Origin of the sequence: Winogradskyella algicola, assembly GCF_005869935.1 — a bacterium.
In the GTDB taxonomy this organism is placed as follows: Bacteria; Bacteroidota; Bacteroidia; order Flavobacteriales; family Flavobacteriaceae; genus Winogradskyella; species Winogradskyella algicola.
Genome location: NZ_SZQF01000003.1, coordinates 122,186 through 138,106, shown reverse-complemented (window position 1 = coordinate 138,106; position 15,921 = coordinate 122,186). Strand labels below are relative to the sequence as shown.

Below are 15,921 nucleotides of genomic sequence, written 5' to 3'. Positions count from 1 at the left end.
GATGACTCAAGATTCTTTTTTTGAAACTTTAGAGCGTCAATACCAAAACCAACTACCTTTTGTTGTATACAGCAGAGCCATTAATTCTATCATTAAGTGCTGGTTACAAAATGACGATTCCCTGTATACCACATCAGACTTTACAGAAAGCGGTTTTGTGTTTGCACCTTTTGATTTAAGTGACAAAAGCATATTACTTCCTGAAGCAAACTGTGAACATCTTACTTTGGAAATCTCTAATTTAGATTTAGATGAAGATTTTAAAACTACAACTATTGAGAACTATGGTGAGGAACAGCATGTGCAGCTTGTTACAAAAGGGATAGATGCTATAAAGCAAGGAGAGTTGTCTAAGGTTGTGTTGTCTCGTAAGGTTGAAAAAGATATAGAAAGTACAAATCCACTTACCATTTTTAAGCGTCTTTTTAATACCTACAAAAATGCGATGGTATATTGTTGGTATCATCCAAAAGTAGGCTTATGGTTAGGTGCAACACCTGAGTTATTGTTCAAGGTTGAAGGCAAACAACTCACAACAATTTCATTAGCAGGAACACAGCCTTATGTAGAAACAGAAGACGTCTCATGGACAAACAAAGAGTATGAGGAGCAGCAAATTGTAACCGATTATATAGTTCAGCAAATTGAACCTCATACCAAGGATATTAAAGTTTCTGATGTTGAAACGGTAAGAGCAGGAAACCTCTTACATCTTAAAACATACATACATAGTCAGATAAAAAGCGATAGTAACTTAAAATCTGTTATAGAAGCCTTACATCCTACACCAGCCGTTTGTGGTTTTCCGAAGGAAACATCCAGACAGTTTATTCTAAAAAATGAAAATTATAAACGCGAGTATTACACAGGGTTTTTAGGCGAATTGAATTTAAAATCGTCTAAAACCAGAAATACCAACAGACGTAATGTTGAGAATAACGCTTATACCGTAGTAAGAAAGCATTCTAATTTTTATGTCAACCTACGTTGTATGCAATTAAAGGATAAAAAAGCAGTAATTTATGTAGGTGGTGGTATTACTAAGGATTCAGTTCCGCAAAACGAATGGGAAGAAACCGTAAATAAAACTAAAACAATCGTTAACGTTTTAAGTTAAAACTAAGAGAATCCTTATCTTTGTTTTTTGATGAAATACTCTAAAATTCCCTTATCCCAAACGGTTGTTACACTATGCAAAACGCATAATGTTAAGCATATAATTATTTCGCCAGGAAGCCGAAACGCACCATTAACCATAGGTTTTACCCACGACGAATTTTTTAGCTGCTATAGTATTGTAGATGAACGTTGTGCTGCTTTTTTTGCGCTTGGTATTTCGCAGCAAATACAAGAACCTGTAGCTTTGGTTTGTACGTCTGGTAGTGCTTTGCTTAATTATTATCCTGCTATCTCCGAGGCGTATTACAGTAATATTCCATTATTAGTGTTGTCGGCAGATAGACCTAAACACTTAATAGATATAGGTGACGGACAAACCATAAAACAGAAAAATGTTTACGGAGAGCACGTATTATATAGTACCAACCTAAAACTAGATTTAAAAGACAAAGAGCAAAAATCTTCAGATGATGAGCTGCCAATAATGCGAAGTATTGAGAATAAGCTTGAACGCTTTCTGGGTCTTCAAAAAGACATTCAAACCTATAACGAATCTGAAGTACATGATGCCATAACAGTTGCAAGATTAAAGTCAGGTCCAGTACATATTAATATTCCTTTTGATGAACCACTTTATGAAACAGTAGATGAATTAAGCATAAATCCTAAACCATTTAGTATAGCCGACCGAACAGAGAAGATAGACGAGTTTGAAATAAAAAGCTTATTGGATGTCTGGCATTCGGCAAAACGAAAAATGATTCTGGTAGGTGTATTACAGCCAAACTCTATAGAAGAGCAATGGCTACAAGAGTTAGCTGATGATGATAGTGTTTTGGTTTTTACGGAGACCACTTCAAATTTGCATCATCCTGATTTTTTTCCCGGAATTGATAAAATGATAGCTCCACTCGATGAGGAAGCGTTTCAATCATTACAACCAGATATCCTTTTAACATTTGGTAGTATGATTGTGTCTAAAAAGATCAAAGCTTTTTTAAGACAATACAAGCCAGAAGATCATTGGCATGTAGATTTATTTAATGCAAATGATACTTTTTTCTGTTTAGATAAACACATTAAACTAACTCCCAATACATTTTTAAAAACCTTTTTACCACAAGTAACACATCATACCAAAAGTGATTACAAGGTCAATTGGTTAAAAGTGAGACAAAAGCGAAGAAAGCTTCATGATGATTATTTAAAGACTATTCCGTATTCGGATTTTACGGTTTTTAATATGTTGCTAAAAAGTATTCCGAAGCAGAGTCAACTGCAAGTCGGCAATAGTTCTGCGATACGTTACACACAATTATTTCAATTAAGAAAAGATATTACTGTTTTTTGCAATAGAGGTACAAGTGGTATAGATGGTAGCACGAGTACAGCAGTTGGTGCTGCAGTAGTAAATAAACAACGTACAACCTTTGTAACGGGAGATTTAAGTTTCTTCTATGATAGTAATGCACTTTGGAATAATTATATACCAAAGACCTTTAGAATCATTGTTATAAATAATGAAGGTGGTGGTATTTTTAGGATTTTACCAGGTCATAAGAATACTGAAAATTTTGATACTTACTTTGAAACCAAACATCATTTAACCGCCAAGCAACTGTGCGAGATGTATGATTTTGAATATTCTAAAGCAACAGATGAAAACGCTTTAAATGAAGCATTGGATAAGTTTTACAATGTTTCAAAAAAACCAAAACTTTTAGAAATTTTTACTCCATCGACAATTAATGATGAGGTGCTTTTAAATTATTTTAAGTTTATAAAGTAACTTAATCGTTAAATATCAATAAGATGTGACTTCTCAGCTTTTTAGGTGTCTAAAAAATACTTACCTTTAGTGAGATAATTTATTTAACCTAATAACAAATATAAAAATGAGTAAAAGAGACGAATTAATCGCAAAGTACGCAGCAGATTTAAAAGACAAATGTGGTGTTAACCCAGATATGGATTTACTAACTAAAGTTACTGTAGGTTTAGGCCCTTCGATTTACAATGCAGATTCTTCAACAGTTTCTGGTTCTGATGAAAGTGAGTTAAAAACCGTAAAAAACAATTACTTAATTAAAAAATTAGGTCTTAGCGAAAGCGATGATTTAGACGGTGCAATTGCTTCGGTAATGGATAAATACGGTCAGTCTAACAGAAATAAGTATAGAGCTGTTGTGTACTATTTATTATGTACTCATTTTAACAAAGCTTCGGTTTACTAGTAAACCTTGTAATATAAAATATTTAAGCCTTTCTAATGAGAAAGGCTTTTTTTATTTCTGTAACTTTCTACTTTTCACATGCAACTTATTTCTACCTTTGCAGAATGATACATTTAGGAGAATACAATACATTAGAAATACTGAGAGATACTGAACCAGGTCTATTCCTTGGTGATGGTGAAGGTGGTGAAGTCTTATTACCAAACAGATATGTGCCAGATGCATTTGAAATTGGTGATAAACTAGAGGTATTTGTGTATTTGGATAATGAAGAGCGACCTGTAGCCACAACTGATAAACCTTTTATTAAAAAAGGAGATTTTGCTTTATTGCGTTGTAACCAAGTTACTAAGTTTGGTGCTTTTTTAGATTGGGGTTTGGTAAAGGAATTGTTCTGCCCATTCAAAGAACAAGCTTTTAAAATGAAAGCAGGTGGATGGTACTTGGTGTATTGTTACTTAGATGAAGAAACAGAACGTTTAGTAGCATCTAGTAAAACCAATCGTTTTTTAGATAATAAAGAACTTACGGTTAAACAATTTGATGAGGTTGACTTAATTGTATCTCATCCTTCAGAAATCGGTATGAATGTTATCGTTAACAAAAAGCATTTAGGTTTAGTGTTTAAAGATGATATTTATAAAGATATAAGTGTAGGAGACAGGCTTAAGGGCATCGTTAAGAAAGTACGAGACGATAATAAGTTAGATATATCTCTTAGCCAAATAGGTTATAGAAATATAGAGCCTAATGCTGAGTTTATTCTTGATGAATTGAAAGATAATAGCGGTTTTTTACCTCTTCACGACAAATCGAGTCCAGAAGATATAAAAGAGCAATTACAGATGAGTAAAAAGGCTTTTAAAAAAGCTATTGGATCTTTGTATAAAGAGCGACAAATAGAAATAAAGAATGACGGTATTTATTTAAAATAAGCTCTAAATTCTTTTAATTTTTGAAAACACCAAACCAAACTTTATGAAAAAAATTGTACTTTATTTATTAATATTATTTGTTAATTTTTCCTTCAGTCAAACTACAGTAGATCTTACAGCTTCACAAGATAATTCCATTTTTTCAGAATCTAACAATTCAAATGGATTAGGAAGGTTATTCTCTGGTCAAAATTCTATGGGAAATAATAGAAGATGTTTGTTTCAATTCGATTTTTCGGCAATACCTTCAACAGCAATTGTTTCTTCTGTTACGCTTACACTCAATGTAAATCAGGTAAGTTCTAGTACAACTGATACTTTTACATTACACCGATTAACAACCCCTTGGGGTGAAGGTACTTCATTTAGCGGTGGCGGCTCAGGATCTGCTGCTGTGGCACCTGATGCTACTTGGTCTGACGCTATGCTAGGAACATCTAATTGGACGACACCTGGTGGAGACTTTATTGCGGATGCAACACATTCTTTGTCTATGGATAATACCACAGGAAGTAAAGTATTTAGTTCTACGAGTACTTTGGTAGAAGATGTTCAGAATTGGATTGATGGCACCAATAGTAATTATGGTTGGATATTAATTGGAGATGAATCTTCGTCTAATACCACTAGGAGATTTGGAAGTAAAGATCAGAATGTAGCTCCAATGCTTAGTATAACCTATGCAACCTTAAATATCCGTGAGTTTGAAGCTACTGATGTATCGATTTATCCTAATCCTTCAAGTACAGGGAAGTATAAAATAACATCAAAAAATAATTTAAAGGAAATCACGGTTTACGATATCCAAGGAAAACTATTAAAAACAGTAATAACTGACCAAGTATCTACTGAACATGAGTTAGATATTACAGATTTTGCAAATGGGATGTATGTTATAAAGGTTTTTGATACCAATGGAAACTCTGATACAAAGAATATCATAAAATATTAATTTATTAGAAAACAAAATTGATTTTCAAATACTAAAGAGGTTATCGACTTTTAAACTAGAATTTGAAAATTAGTTTAAGCTATGCTATCACTGAAATTATTTTCTATTCGCTGTTGAATGGTATTCAGGCTTTCATAAAGGTTATTAAAACATATGTCTTTCCATTCACAAAAACTACTTTCAATTTCAGCATTCATACGTGTAGCGTCGGTATAACTAACTATACCGTAGGCTGCTAAGTTTGGTAGTCTTTGTCTTGCTTTTTTTAGATCTAATAAAGAGATAGAGTAAGAGTTAACTCTATTTGCAATGATTCCAAATGGTTTAGAAGAACCATAGTGCTTTTTTATGGATTTTAATGTTGGATTTACAGCCTTTAAGTCTATATGTGTACCTCCATTAAACTCTATAACTGCGATATCTTTAAAAAAATGAGTAATTCCAAACTCAGTTGAGGTTTGATTTATAACTCTTGATGCTAAATCTGTGTATTCAATTCCCATAATCTTCAAACTTTAATTATAGCTTAACCTACCTAAGGCTATAATTAGACACATGTTTTTCAATTTAGTCACATAAATAAATGAAAAACATATGGTTATACGTTACAGATCAAAATTTGGATTTTATAAATGCTATTTGTTCAAACTTGATAGTGCTTTTTCTACCCAGTCAATGGCATCGTTAAGATCTCTAAAAGACCTCCTATTGAACTTAAAAAAGCGCTCTTCAATTTCAAACACTTTTTCTGTAATTGGATTATGGGCCACAACCGCGTAAGCTTTAACGTTTGGGAATTTCTGATTAAATTTGTTAGCATCAGAAAGGTTTATAGAATATGAATTTATTCTATTGGAAATAAAACCAAAGGGTCTATCTCTAAATTGTAATTTAATGAGAGTAGTTACTTCATTAAAATTTTTAAAGTTTAGGTCAACCCCTTCGTTAAATTCAGCAATCATATATTTTTCGTTATAGAAAAGCTTGCCTAGGCTAACTTCTTTAAACGTAAAATCCGTATTATCAATCTTTAAGGATGAAATCATTTTATAAAAAATCAGCCGCAAATATAGTATGCACGCATAGTAATTTCAAACAAAATTTAGCCTTTAAGCATTATTATTAATTCCTTATTTTTGCTATCAAAAATTTAAAGAATATGAGCCATATAGATTGGAAAGTTGCCAAATCTTATGAAGATATAACATATCATAAAAGTAATGGTGTTGCAAGAATTGCATTTAACCGACCAGATGTACGAAATGCCTTTCGTCCAAAGACAACTTCAGAGCTTTATGATGCATTTTATGATGCAAATGAGGACGTTAATATTGGTGTCGTTTTATTAAGTGCTGAAGGACCATCGTCAAAAGACGGAGTTTGGAGCTTTTGTTCTGGCGGAGATCAAAAAGCAAGAGGTCATCAAGGTTATGTAGGTGATGATGGTTATCACAGATTAAATATTTTAGAAGTTCAGCGTCTTATACGTTTTATGCCAAAAGCTGTTATTGCTGTTGTGCCAGGTTGGGCAGTCGGTGGCGGTCATAGCTTGCATGTAGTTTGTGATTTAACTTTAGCAAGTAAAGAGCATGCCATTTTTAAACAAACAGATGCCGATGTTACTAGTTTTGATGGTGGATATGGTTCTGCTTATTTAGCTAAAATGGTAGGGCAGAAAAAAGCAAGAGAGATATTTTTCTTGGGGAGAAACTACTCTGCACAAGAAGCTTTTGAAATGGGCATGGTAAATGCCGTTATACCTCACGATGAATTAGAAGCCACAGCCTATGAGTGGGCTCAAGAAATATTAGCAAAATCGCCAACCTCTATTAAAATGTTAAAGTTTGCCATGAATCTAACAGATGATGGTATGGTTGGTCAGCAAGTTTTTGCTGGCGAAGCTACTAGATTAGCTTACATGACAGATGAGGCAAAGGAAGGTCGTGATGCATTCTTGGAAAAGAGAAAACCAAACTTTCCTAAAAAGTGGATTCCATAAAATAACGGCTTAATGAAAAAAATTAGACCTTGGCTTTCTGCCATGAGGCTTAGAACTTTGCCACTATCCGTTTCTGGAATTATTTTAGGAACCTGTTTTGCAGTATATAATGGTCGTTTTAGTTGGTGGGTTTTGGTACTTGCTATTTTAACTACTATAAGTCTTCAGGTACTATCTAATTTAGCCAATGACTACGGTGATGGAGTAAAAGGTACTGATAATGAGGATAGAGTAGGACCACAAAGAGCTATACAAAGTGGGAGTATAACTCCTGAGGAGATGTTAGATGCCATAAAATTTAATATAGTGGTAGTTATTATTCTCACATTATCATTAATAATGGCTGCATTTGGTCCAACCAACTTTTTATTTTTGTTGTTGTTTATTTTTCTTGGTGGTTTATCTGTCTACGCAGCTTTAAATTACACAATGGGTGACTCACCATATGGATATAGAGCCCTTGGTGATGTTTTTGTGTTTATTTTCTTTGGATTTGTAAGTACAATAGGTAGTTATTTACTTTATGCGCACAAGATTGATTATGTTGTTTTTTTACCGGCAATAGCTCTTGGTCTATTAAGTGTTGGTGTTTTAAATCTCAATAATATGAGAGATTTAGAAGCGGATGCCAATGTTGGTAAAATTACACTCGCTGTTAAGTTAGGTATTAAAAGAGCTAAACGATATCATTATTCTCTTATTGTTGGTGCTATGTTAGTTACAGTGCTTTTTTCAATCTTTTATTATGTTTCACCATATAACTTGTTGTATTTAATTGCTTTTATTCCATTATTAATTCACTTAAAAAAAATAAAAGCAGCTAAAGCACCTAATGATTTTGATGGTCAACTAAAAGTATTAGCATTATCTACGTTTCTTTTTGCTCTATTATTGGGTTTTGGTTACATTTCTTTTAATTTTATATTGAATTAACCATAAATTCCATTGAAGATGAAAATTACATTTTACGGTCACGCATGTTTAGGTATTCAAATAAAAGATGTTCATATTCTAGTAGACCCTTTTATTTCTGGTAATGAAAAAGCATCTCATATAGATATTGATAGTATTAAAGCAGATTATATTCTCATAACTCATGCACACCAAGATCACATCTTAGATGTAGAGAGGATAGCTAAACGGACCGATGCAATTATTGTCTCTAATTATGAAATAGTGGTACACTATCAAAATCTAGGTTTTAAAGGACATCCTATGAATCATGGTGGTTCATGGAATTTTGATTTTGGTAAAGTAAAATATGTCAATGCTATACATACATCATCGTTTCCAGATGGAAAATATGGTGGTCAACCAGGTGGGTTTGTAATACAGGCAGACAAAAAAACACTCTACATTGCTGGTGATACAGCATTACATTATGATATGAAAATACTAGGTCAGAGTTATGATTTAGACTTAGCAGTTTTACCAATAGGCGATAATTTTACAATGGGAGTAGAAGATGCTATTATAGCAACACGCTTTTTAAAATGCGATAGAGTTTTAGGATATCATTATGATACTTTCGGTTATATTGAAATAGACAAGGTAAAAGCTAAAGCCAAATTTGATTCTAAACTAAAAACGTTGAAGTTATTAGAGATTGGTAATAGTATGGACGTGTAGTTATTTTATTTCCAGCTTATAACCAACACCATGTACATTAGTTAGTTGTATTTTAGGATCGTCTTGTAATTTCTTTCGAAGCTTTGAGATATAGGTGTCCAGACTTCTTCCAACAACAACACCGTTATCTTCCCATATACGTTTGGTAAGCTCTTCTCTAGAAACAATAGTATTAGGCTTTTCAGAAAAAATTTCAAGAATTTCACACTCTTTTTTAGAGAGGCTTATTTCTATAGCTTGCTTAACTAATTTATGTTGCTCAGGGTAAAAGAGAAAACCACCTAATTTAATTTGGTCATCATTTTCTTTATCTAGCTTTAAAACAGATTTTCTTTTTAAAAGGAAAAGAACACCTAAAATTAAAATTAAAACGATAGGAATCCATGAGTAAAACGTACGCTTGTAATTTTGAAATTTTACAAGTATCATATAACAAGATTTGGGTAAAACTCGACCACCGCAAGGAATAATTTCGCTGTCTTTACTGAGTTTCATTAGATAGCTGTATACAACTTGCTCATCACTACACTCTAAAACTTCAATGATATAGTTAGACGGTAATTCTGCTTTTTTGAAATTTATACTAACGACATCGATTAAGAAGTTAGGTTCTATAGATAAACTGTTTTGAAACTTTAGTTTATAGGATTTTGTGTCAATATCTTCAATAGGTAAGACCAGAGATGTAGAATCATTTTGTGCCAATAATAATTCATGACCAACTGCTCTTACAGCTACTTTAACTTCATCTGAGGTTATTTCTTTCTCATTAGTTGTGCAAGAAACAGAGCAAAAAGCAAAACATAAAAATAAAATAAAGTGATAGTGTTTTTTCATAAGCAATGTAAAGAACAGCATTTTAAACACTTTTTACAAGGCTTCACATTTCTTTTACACTTTTTTGACACTTTCTAAGAGCTGTCAAAGTAGTTTTGGTTGAAAATCAATAAAATAAATCAATTATGAAACGAACAATTATTCTATTAAGCTTTATTACAGCGACTTTTTTTACAAATTGTAAAAACAAATCAGAACCAAGTAATGATACTCTAGTTCTTATAAATGAGGAGAAGACCAAAGAAGTTGATGTTAACTTAGATGGTAACATTAAAATCAATCTAGAAAAAAGTATTATAAACTGGAAAGGTTCTATGCTTTTTAGTTTTGGTGAGCATTACGGAACGGTAAATTTTAAAGAAGGCTCGTTAGAATTTAAAAACAATGAAATCATTGGCGGTACTTTTACAGTTGATATGAACACCATAGTAAACACTGATGGAGAATACAGTGAAGACTTAGTAAACCACCTAAAAAACGAAGACTTTTTTGAGGTTGATAAATTTCCTGAATCTAAACTAGAATTCATAAATTTTGAAAAAGTTGAAGACAATAGGCTTAAAATTGAAGCCAATCTCACGATTAAAAATATCACTAGAGCTGTGACATTGTATAATGTAGATATATTACCAAATGAGAATAAGGTTTATACTAAATTTAAAATCGATAGAACTGATTTTGGAGTAAACTACAGTTCAAAGGGTGTTGCAAAAGTTAAAGATTATGCTATTTCAGATGCTATAGAACTTGAAGTTGAAGTGTATTATGATAATTAAAATTCTTGATAATTTTGAGTTATCTCACTTTACTTCTCAAAATTATTCTATGCAATAACTTAGGAAAAAATCGCTTTAAATAAACACCTTTGGTTTCGCCTTTGCCAATATAAACTTCAAATTTTTCTTGTTTAATGGCTTTTAGCATTCGCTTGGCAAAAACAGAAACTTCTAATCCGTTTTCAGTAGCATGGTCTTGTTTATTTTGTATGGATCCATCACCAGTTAGTGCGTTACGTGCAACGTTGGTATTTACAAAACCAGGACAGATCATGGTTACTTTTATATTATCCTTTTCATGCTCTAATCGTAAGGCGTCAAAAAAACCATGTAAAGCATGTTTTGCGCCACAATAAGCAGAACGGTATGGTGAAGAAAATTTACCCATTAAACTAGTGACTGTAACAAAGTGTCCAGTTTTTTGGGAAATAAAATGCGGAAGCAAGGCTTTAGATAATGCGATTGTTCCCAAGTAATCAATGTCCATTAACTTTTTATCAACCTCAATATCTGTATCAATAATTAAAGAACGTTGACTGATACCGCCATTGTTTATGAGTATATCAACTTTGCCAAAAAAAGAAATAGCTTTTGTTACAACAGTTGTCATGGTTTTATAATCTGCCAAGTCTAGAGTTAAAACTTCAACGTTTTTAGGCAATAAACATTCATTTTTTACATCATTTAAAACAGTGGTTCTACGAGAGGAAAGAATGAGCTTGCAGTTGTACTTAGATAACTCTAAAGCAACAGCTTTACCAATACCACTTGATGCTCCAGTAATCCAAATAACTTTATTAATAAATGTCATGATCGTTTTTTAGAATTTAACCATTCTTTCCGTAAGTCATTACTTAGCTTTCCTTTGCCATCATGCCTCCAGCCTGGTGGTTTAATTAAATACAGAAAACGATCTTTAAAAGACTTTTTTCCGGTAAATGTGTCTTTTAACATATTCCACCATTCAATAAAGGCAATCTTTACTGGGTTGTACGTGTTGATATTACTAACAAGTCCATATTTTACCTTTTCATCATCTAATTCTGGTTGAAATGTTCCGAAGAGCTTATCCCAAATTATTAGTATTCCTGCGTGATTACGATCTAAATAAATTGGATTGCTGCCATGATGAACTCTGTGATGAGATGGTGTATTGAATATAGCCTCAAACCAACGCGGCATTTTTTCTATAGCTTCTGTATGTATCCAAAATTGGTATAATAAACTGATAGACATTTGTAGTAATATCATGGCAGGATGAAAACCTAAAAGCGGAAGCCAAAGCCAAAATACAAAAGAGTAAAAGCCGCCAGACCATGTTTGCCTTAAGGCGGTGCTTAAGTTGTAATGTTGAGATGAGTGATGTACTACGTGTGATGCCCAGAATAAGCGACACTCGTGTGAAATTCTATGAAACCAATAATACGCTAAGTCATCAGCAAAAAATAACAGCACAAATGCCCACCAAGTAATAGGGATTGTGAAGAATCTAAAGTTTTCATACACCCAGGTTAAAGCCAACAATACCAATATTTTACTAGCAAATCCTAAAATTACATTACCTAAACCCATAGCTATAGATGCGAGCGCATCTTTTGTCTCATAGCCTTTTACATGTTTTAATTGCACTTTGGTTGTAGCATAAAGTTCTAATAACATTGCTAAAACAAAGAAAGGTATAGCGTACAGTATAATATTTGGAAAATTAGGCATTCTTGTTTTTGATAAAAATAGAAATTTTTTACGCAAAACTGATTTGTGTATTCAAGTTAATTAAAAGTTAAACATAATTCAAAATCTATAAATCAATAGTAATACTTTTATATTTGCATAATAAATAATCAAATATGAGATTAAAACTTTTTACTATTACAGTATTGCTTTCGTTTTGGGGCGCAAATGCTCAAGTTGAAGAATCACAAACAGGTGCTTGGTTTATGTACTTCTACAACCATCAATTTAAGGATAGCCAATGGGGAATTCAAGGGGATTTCCAATACCGTGACTGGCAAGGTTTTGGTGATATGGAACAACTAATGTTAAGATCAGGATTAACTTTTACACCAAAAGACTCTGGTGTAATGTTTACCCTTGGATATGCCAATATTACAACAGGTCAGTTTGGCGATAGTGATGATACTTTTGTTGAGAACCGTATCTATCAAGAAGCGTTAATTCCTCAGAAGTTGGGTAATCGATTTTATCTCACACACCGTTTTCGGTATGAACAAAGATTTGTAGAAGATCAAGACTTTAGAACACGCTATCGCTATAATCTATTTTTAAATGTACCTATAAATAGCAAAGAATTAAGTCCTAAAGCTTATTACATCGCACTATATAATGAATTATTCATCAATGGTGAGCAAGGGATTGGCGATGGTAGAACTGTAGAACTATTCGATAGAAATCGTACTTATTTAGGACTAGGTTACGTACTCAACTCTAAAATAAGATTTCAGTTAGGCTGGATGAACCAAAAGACTGATACATGGGGAAAAGGGCAGTGGCAAATAAGTATGCACCATAATTTTTAACAGACAATTTTTTTAACACTATCAAATAAATTCAATGACTATGAAAAACATTTTTAAAAATTCAATGATTTTAGCTTTAGTTGTAATGTCTTACAGCTGTAATGAGAAGAACACTGAAACAACCTCTACATCAGAGGTCAAAACTCAAGCAAAAACAATAAAGCAAGACCCTATTAATAGTATCCTAACAGCAGAAGAACAAGCAGATATGAGCCCTGATGAAATAATTGGAAGACTAAAAAAAGGTAATGAAAACTTCGTGAGTAACAATTTAACAATGCGCGATCACTCATCTCAACGTCGTGAAGCAATGATTGGGCAATATCCACAAGCAATCGTTCTATCTTGCGTAGATAGTAGAGTACCAGTAGAAGATGTTTTTGATTTAGGTATTGGTGATATTTTTGTTGCAAGGGTAGCTGGCAATATTGAGAACAAAGATATCGTTGGGTCTATGGAGTTTGCTACTGCAGTTGCTGGTTCTAAAGTAGTAATTGTAATGGGTCATACGGCTTGTGGAGCTGTAAAGAGCGCCATAGATAAAGTTGATGCAGCTTCCATGGAGATGAATGCGCTTCAAAATCTACTAGATGAGATACAGCCATCAATAGATGCTACTACTAAAATGGGTGAAGTATCTTCTAAAAACGAAGAATTTACCAATAATGTTATTGTGACAAATGCACACATTACGGTAGAAGATATTCGTAAGCAATCGCCAAAAATGGCAAGCTTAGAAAAAGAAGGAAAAATAAAAATTGTGCCAGCGGTATACGATATGGCTACAGGGAAAGTAAAATTTATGTGATTGATTACATAAATTAGGTTGATTGGTTAATGGTTCAGGCATCAAGAAATTGGTGCCTGATATTTTTTTAAAATAGATGTTTCTTAACAGTGATATGCTTATTTTTGAACTACTATTATGATAGCAACATACCATAAATACATACTCAGTTTTAAGCAGGCTAGTGGTACGTCTAGAGGCGTTATGACTACTAAGGAAACTTGGTTTATTGTTTTAAACAACTATGATAAAACTGGAATAGGTGAATGCGGCATCTTAAGAGGATTATCTATTGACGACAGACCTGATTATGAAGAAAAATTGAAATGGGTTTGTGCGAACATCAATTTGGGTTTGGAAACTTTGGTCAGCGAGCTTGTCGAACTACCAAGTATTCAGTTTGGTATTGAGATGGCTTTTAAGTCTTTAGAAAGCGAATCTCAATTCAATTTGTTTCCATCTAAATTTACTCAAGGACAAGATACTATTCCTATTAATGGTTTGGTTTGGATGGGAGATGAAACCTTTATGCGTAAGCAAGTAAAAGAGAAAATTGAAGCAGGTTTTGATTGTATTAAACTTAAAATTGGTGCTATTGATTTTCAAACAGAATTGAATATTTTAAAATCGATTCGAAAAGAATTTTCAATTTCAGATATAGAACTTCGCGTAGATGCTAACGGAGCATTCTCACCAAGTGAAGCCCTTGAAAAATTAAAGCGTCTTTCAGAGTATCAGTTACATTCTATAGAACAACCTATAAAGCCTAAACAATTTGAAGACATGGCGAGCCTTTGTGAGGTAACACCTCTGCCAATCGCTTTAGATGAAGAGCTAATTGGAGTTTTTTCAGAAAAAGATAAGTTAAAGCTGCTTCAAATCATAAAACCACAATATATTATACTAAAACCAAGTTTAGTTGGCGGTTTTAAAGGAAGTCAACAATGGATTAATACTGCTGAAGATTTGGGTATAAAATGGTGGATTACGAGTGCTTTGGAGAGCAATGTTGGTCTTAATGCCATTGCACAATGGACCTACACGCTGAATAACCCTATGCCTCAGGGATTGGGAACGGGAAGTTTGTTTACTAATAATTTTGCTTCACCATTGACAGTAAAAAATGGTACTTTGCAATACAATAAAAATAAAGATTGGATTTTTAATTTAAACGTATGAATTATATACAACAAGCATATAAAGGGCAACGAGAATTATGGATGTTTATCCTCACTACCATATTAGTTGCAGGTATCTTTTTATTAAATTTTGTGTTTTATCTTGTAACAGATCCTGCAGATTTAGAAGCAGCATATGAAATGATGAAGGGTATACCTTCTACTCTCAATCTAGCTTTTAATCTCATTCCTTTTGCATTTTTGTTAGGCTTACTTTTTATTTTGGTCAAGTATGTACATCAAAGAAGTATTTTGTCATTAACAACAGCAAGACCTAAGGTAGATTATGGCAGGGTATTCTTTGCTTTTATGATGATTGCAACGTTTACAATTGTTTCTTTTATCATAGGCTATAATATAGATTCATCAGAGATTATTTATCAATTCGATTTTAAGAAGTTTTCTATTTTATTTTTAGTAAGTATTGTTTTATTTCCTTTTCAAATTGGATTGGAAGAATATCTTTTTAGAGGTTATTTAATGCAGCATATAGGTGTTATGGTGAAGAACAAATGGTTTCCTTTAATTCTAACCTCTGTTTTATTTGGTATTGCACATAGTGCTAATCCAGAAGTAGCTAATGTTGGTTTCTGGAAGATGATGATATTCTACATTGGTACAGGTCTGCTTTTAGGTATTATGACCTTAATGGATGATGGATTAGAACTTGCTTTGGGATTTCACTTAGGAAACAACTTGTTGGCATCGCTTTTAGTTACTGCAGATTGGACAGCACTGCAAACAGACGCTATTTTTAAAAGTACAGCCGAGCCATCTATGAGTATTATTGGCGAAATCTTAATACCAGTATTGGTTGTTTATCCAATTATGTTATTAATTTTATCAAAAAGATACGGTTGGAAAAATTGGAAAGAGCGCCTATTTGGTAAAGTAAACGAACCACCAAAAGAAGATTATAAAATCATTGGAGAATAAAT

Annotated in this window: 18 protein-coding genes; 13 read left to right on the top strand and 5 right to left on the bottom strand. The window is 32.8% G+C overall.

All coding sequences use genetic code 11. The features are described 5' to 3' along the window. The first annotated feature begins 1 nt into the window (after position 1). The 5 genes from FC091_RS06710 (at position 2) to FC091_RS06690 (ending at position 5,240) form a co-directional block, all read left to right on the top strand. Positions 2 to 1,117, top strand: a complete 1,116-nt coding sequence (locus tag FC091_RS06710; RefSeq protein ID WP_138433513.1) for a chorismate-binding protein — start codon at positions 2 to 4, stop codon at positions 1,115 to 1,117. Positions 1,118 to 1,147: 30 nt separating this feature from the next. Continuing rightward, complete coding sequence (gene menD / locus FC091_RS06705) at positions 1,148 to 2,908, top strand: 2-succinyl-5-enolpyruvyl-6-hydroxy-3-cyclohexene-1-carboxylate synthase (protein WP_138433512.1); 1,761 nt, start codon at positions 1,148 to 1,150, stop codon at positions 2,906 to 2,908. A gap of 106 nt (positions 2,909 to 3,014) precedes the next feature. Next, positions 3,015 to 3,353 (top strand): DUF2853 family protein, encoded by a 339-nt coding sequence (locus tag FC091_RS06700; RefSeq protein ID WP_138433511.1) that lies wholly within the window; start codon positions 3,015 to 3,017, stop codon positions 3,351 to 3,353. A gap of 104 nt (positions 3,354 to 3,457) precedes the next feature. After that, entirely contained in the window at positions 3,458 to 4,288 is an 831-nt protein-coding gene (locus FC091_RS06695; protein WP_138433510.1) for a CvfB family protein, read from the top strand. Between the two features lie 43 nt (positions 4,289 to 4,331). Next, positions 4,332 to 5,240: a DNRLRE domain-containing protein gene (locus FC091_RS06690; RefSeq protein WP_138433509.1), complete on the top strand. Its 909-nt coding sequence runs from the start codon at positions 4,332 to 4,334 to the stop codon at positions 5,238 to 5,240. A gap of 74 nt (positions 5,241 to 5,314) precedes the next feature. Here the strand turns inward: FC091_RS06690 and FC091_RS06685 are convergent, their stop codons facing one another. Beyond that, the gene (locus tag FC091_RS06685) at positions 5,315 to 5,743 is read right to left on the bottom strand and encodes a hypothetical protein (protein WP_138433508.1); all 429 of its coding nucleotides are present in this window, start codon (positions 5,741 to 5,743) and stop codon (positions 5,315 to 5,317) included. Between the two features lie 132 nt (positions 5,744 to 5,875). Beyond that, a complete protein-coding gene (locus FC091_RS06680) occupies positions 5,876 to 6,286 on the bottom strand; it encodes a hypothetical protein (RefSeq protein ID WP_138433507.1) in 411 nt (136 codons plus the stop codon). 113 nt (positions 6,287 to 6,399) lie between these two features. Here FC091_RS06680 and FC091_RS06675 point away from each other — a divergent pair, with 113 nt between their 5' ends. The 3 genes from FC091_RS06675 to FC091_RS06665 are packed head-to-tail and all read left to right on the top strand — an operon-like array spanning position 6,400 to position 8,868. Beyond that, on the top strand, positions 6,400 to 7,239 hold the full coding sequence (locus tag FC091_RS06675) for a 1,4-dihydroxy-2-naphthoyl-CoA synthase (protein WP_138433506.1): 840 nt from the start codon (positions 6,400 to 6,402) through the stop codon (positions 7,237 to 7,239). 12 nt (positions 7,240 to 7,251) lie between these two features. Next, a complete protein-coding gene (gene menA, locus FC091_RS06670; protein ID WP_138433505.1) occupies positions 7,252 to 8,172 on the top strand; it encodes a 1,4-dihydroxy-2-naphthoate octaprenyltransferase in 921 nt (306 codons plus the stop codon). Between the two features lie 18 nt (positions 8,173 to 8,190). After that, positions 8,191 to 8,868 carry a metal-dependent hydrolase gene (locus tag FC091_RS06665; protein ID WP_138433504.1) on the top strand — a complete coding sequence of 226 codons (678 nt, stop codon included), beginning with the start codon at positions 8,191 to 8,193 and terminating at the stop codon, positions 8,866 to 8,868. Here FC091_RS06665 and FC091_RS06660 read toward each other — a convergent pair whose 3' ends face one another. After that, on the bottom strand, positions 8,869 to 9,705 hold the full coding sequence (locus FC091_RS06660) for a winged helix-turn-helix domain-containing protein (RefSeq protein ID WP_171032480.1): 837 nt from the start codon (positions 9,703 to 9,705) through the stop codon (positions 8,869 to 8,871). Between the two features lie 125 nt (positions 9,706 to 9,830). On the opposite strand from FC091_RS06660, the gene FC091_RS06655 reads away from it, so the two are divergent. Next, complete coding sequence (locus FC091_RS06655; RefSeq protein ID WP_138433502.1) at positions 9,831 to 10,481, top strand: YceI family protein; 651 nt, start codon at positions 9,831 to 9,833, stop codon at positions 10,479 to 10,481. Positions 10,482 to 10,500: 19 nt separating this feature from the next. Here the strand turns inward: FC091_RS06655 and FC091_RS06650 are convergent, their stop codons facing one another. Further along, a complete protein-coding gene (locus FC091_RS06650) occupies positions 10,501 to 11,292 on the bottom strand; it encodes an SDR family oxidoreductase (RefSeq protein WP_138433501.1) in 792 nt (263 codons plus the stop codon). After that, positions 11,289 to 12,194 (bottom strand): sterol desaturase family protein, encoded by a 906-nt coding sequence (locus tag FC091_RS06645; RefSeq protein WP_138433500.1) that lies wholly within the window; start codon positions 12,192 to 12,194, stop codon positions 11,289 to 11,291. The genes FC091_RS06650 and FC091_RS06645 overlap by 4 nt, the downstream gene beginning before the upstream one ends. 134 nt (positions 12,195 to 12,328) lie before the next feature. On the opposite strand from FC091_RS06645, the gene FC091_RS06640 reads away from it, so the two are divergent. The 4 genes from FC091_RS06640 (at position 12,329) to FC091_RS06625 (ending at position 15,919) form a co-directional block, all read left to right on the top strand. After that, positions 12,329 to 13,018, top strand: coding sequence for a DUF2490 domain-containing protein (locus FC091_RS06640; protein ID WP_138433499.1), 690 nt, complete (start codon positions 12,329 to 12,331; stop codon positions 13,016 to 13,018). Between the two features lie 40 nt (positions 13,019 to 13,058). Further along, positions 13,059 to 13,826, top strand: coding sequence for a carbonic anhydrase family protein (locus tag FC091_RS06635; RefSeq protein ID WP_138433498.1), 768 nt, complete (start codon positions 13,059 to 13,061; stop codon positions 13,824 to 13,826). A gap of 117 nt (positions 13,827 to 13,943) precedes the next feature. After that, the gene (locus tag FC091_RS06630; protein ID WP_138433497.1) at positions 13,944 to 14,984 is read left to right on the top strand and encodes an o-succinylbenzoate synthase; all 1,041 of its coding nucleotides are present in this window, start codon (positions 13,944 to 13,946) and stop codon (positions 14,982 to 14,984) included. Next, positions 14,981 to 15,919 (top strand): CPBP family intramembrane glutamic endopeptidase, encoded by a 939-nt coding sequence (locus FC091_RS06625; RefSeq protein WP_138433496.1) that lies wholly within the window; start codon positions 14,981 to 14,983, stop codon positions 15,917 to 15,919. Before FC091_RS06630 ends, FC091_RS06625 begins: the two co-directional genes overlap by 4 nt. Positions 15,920 to 15,921: the final 2 nt, after the last annotated feature.

Bases quoted from the DNA above. Each gene is read 5' to 3' on its own strand.
- FC091_RS06645 (WP_138433500.1), bottom strand. From the start codon at position 12,194: ATGCCTAATTTTCCAAATATTATACTGTACGCTATACCTTTCTTTGTT.
- menD (WP_138433512.1), top strand. From the start codon at position 1,148: ATGAAATACTCTAAAATTCCCTTATCCCAAACGGTTGTTACACTATGC.
- FC091_RS06685 (WP_138433508.1), bottom strand. From the start codon at position 5,743: ATGGGAATTGAATACACAGATTTAGCATCAAGAGTTATAAATCAAACC.
- FC091_RS06630 (WP_138433497.1), top strand. From the start codon at position 13,944: ATGATAGCAACATACCATAAATACATACTCAGTTTTAAGCAGGCTAGT.
- FC091_RS06655 (WP_138433502.1), top strand. From the start codon at position 9,831: ATGAAACGAACAATTATTCTATTAAGCTTTATTACAGCGACTTTTTTT.
- FC091_RS06660 (WP_171032480.1), bottom strand. From the start codon at position 9,705: ATGAAAAAACACTATCACTTTATTTTATTTTTATGTTTTGCTTTTTGC.
- FC091_RS06690 (WP_138433509.1), top strand. From the start codon at position 4,332: ATGAAAAAAATTGTACTTTATTTATTAATATTATTTGTTAATTTTTCC.
- FC091_RS06625 (WP_138433496.1), top strand. From the start codon at position 14,981: ATGAATTATATACAACAAGCATATAAAGGGCAACGAGAATTATGGATG.
- FC091_RS06700 (WP_138433511.1), top strand. From the start codon at position 3,015: ATGAGTAAAAGAGACGAATTAATCGCAAAGTACGCAGCAGATTTAAAA.
- FC091_RS06695 (WP_138433510.1), top strand. From the start codon at position 3,458: ATGATACATTTAGGAGAATACAATACATTAGAAATACTGAGAGATACT.
- FC091_RS06650 (WP_138433501.1), bottom strand. From the start codon at position 11,292: ATGACATTTATTAATAAAGTTATTTGGATTACTGGAGCATCAAGTGGT.
- FC091_RS06710 (WP_138433513.1), top strand. From the start codon at position 2: ATGACTCAAGATTCTTTTTTTGAAACTTTAGAGCGTCAATACCAAAAC.
- FC091_RS06675 (WP_138433506.1), top strand. From the start codon at position 6,400: ATGAGCCATATAGATTGGAAAGTTGCCAAATCTTATGAAGATATAACA.
- FC091_RS06665 (WP_138433504.1), top strand. From the start codon at position 8,191: ATGAAAATTACATTTTACGGTCACGCATGTTTAGGTATTCAAATAAAA.
- FC091_RS06640 (WP_138433499.1), top strand. From the start codon at position 12,329: ATGAGATTAAAACTTTTTACTATTACAGTATTGCTTTCGTTTTGGGGC.
- FC091_RS06635 (WP_138433498.1), top strand. From the start codon at position 13,059: ATGAAAAACATTTTTAAAAATTCAATGATTTTAGCTTTAGTTGTAATG.
- menA (WP_138433505.1), top strand. From the start codon at position 7,252: ATGAAAAAAATTAGACCTTGGCTTTCTGCCATGAGGCTTAGAACTTTG.
- FC091_RS06680 (WP_138433507.1), bottom strand. From the start codon at position 6,286: ATGATTTCATCCTTAAAGATTGATAATACGGATTTTACGTTTAAAGAA.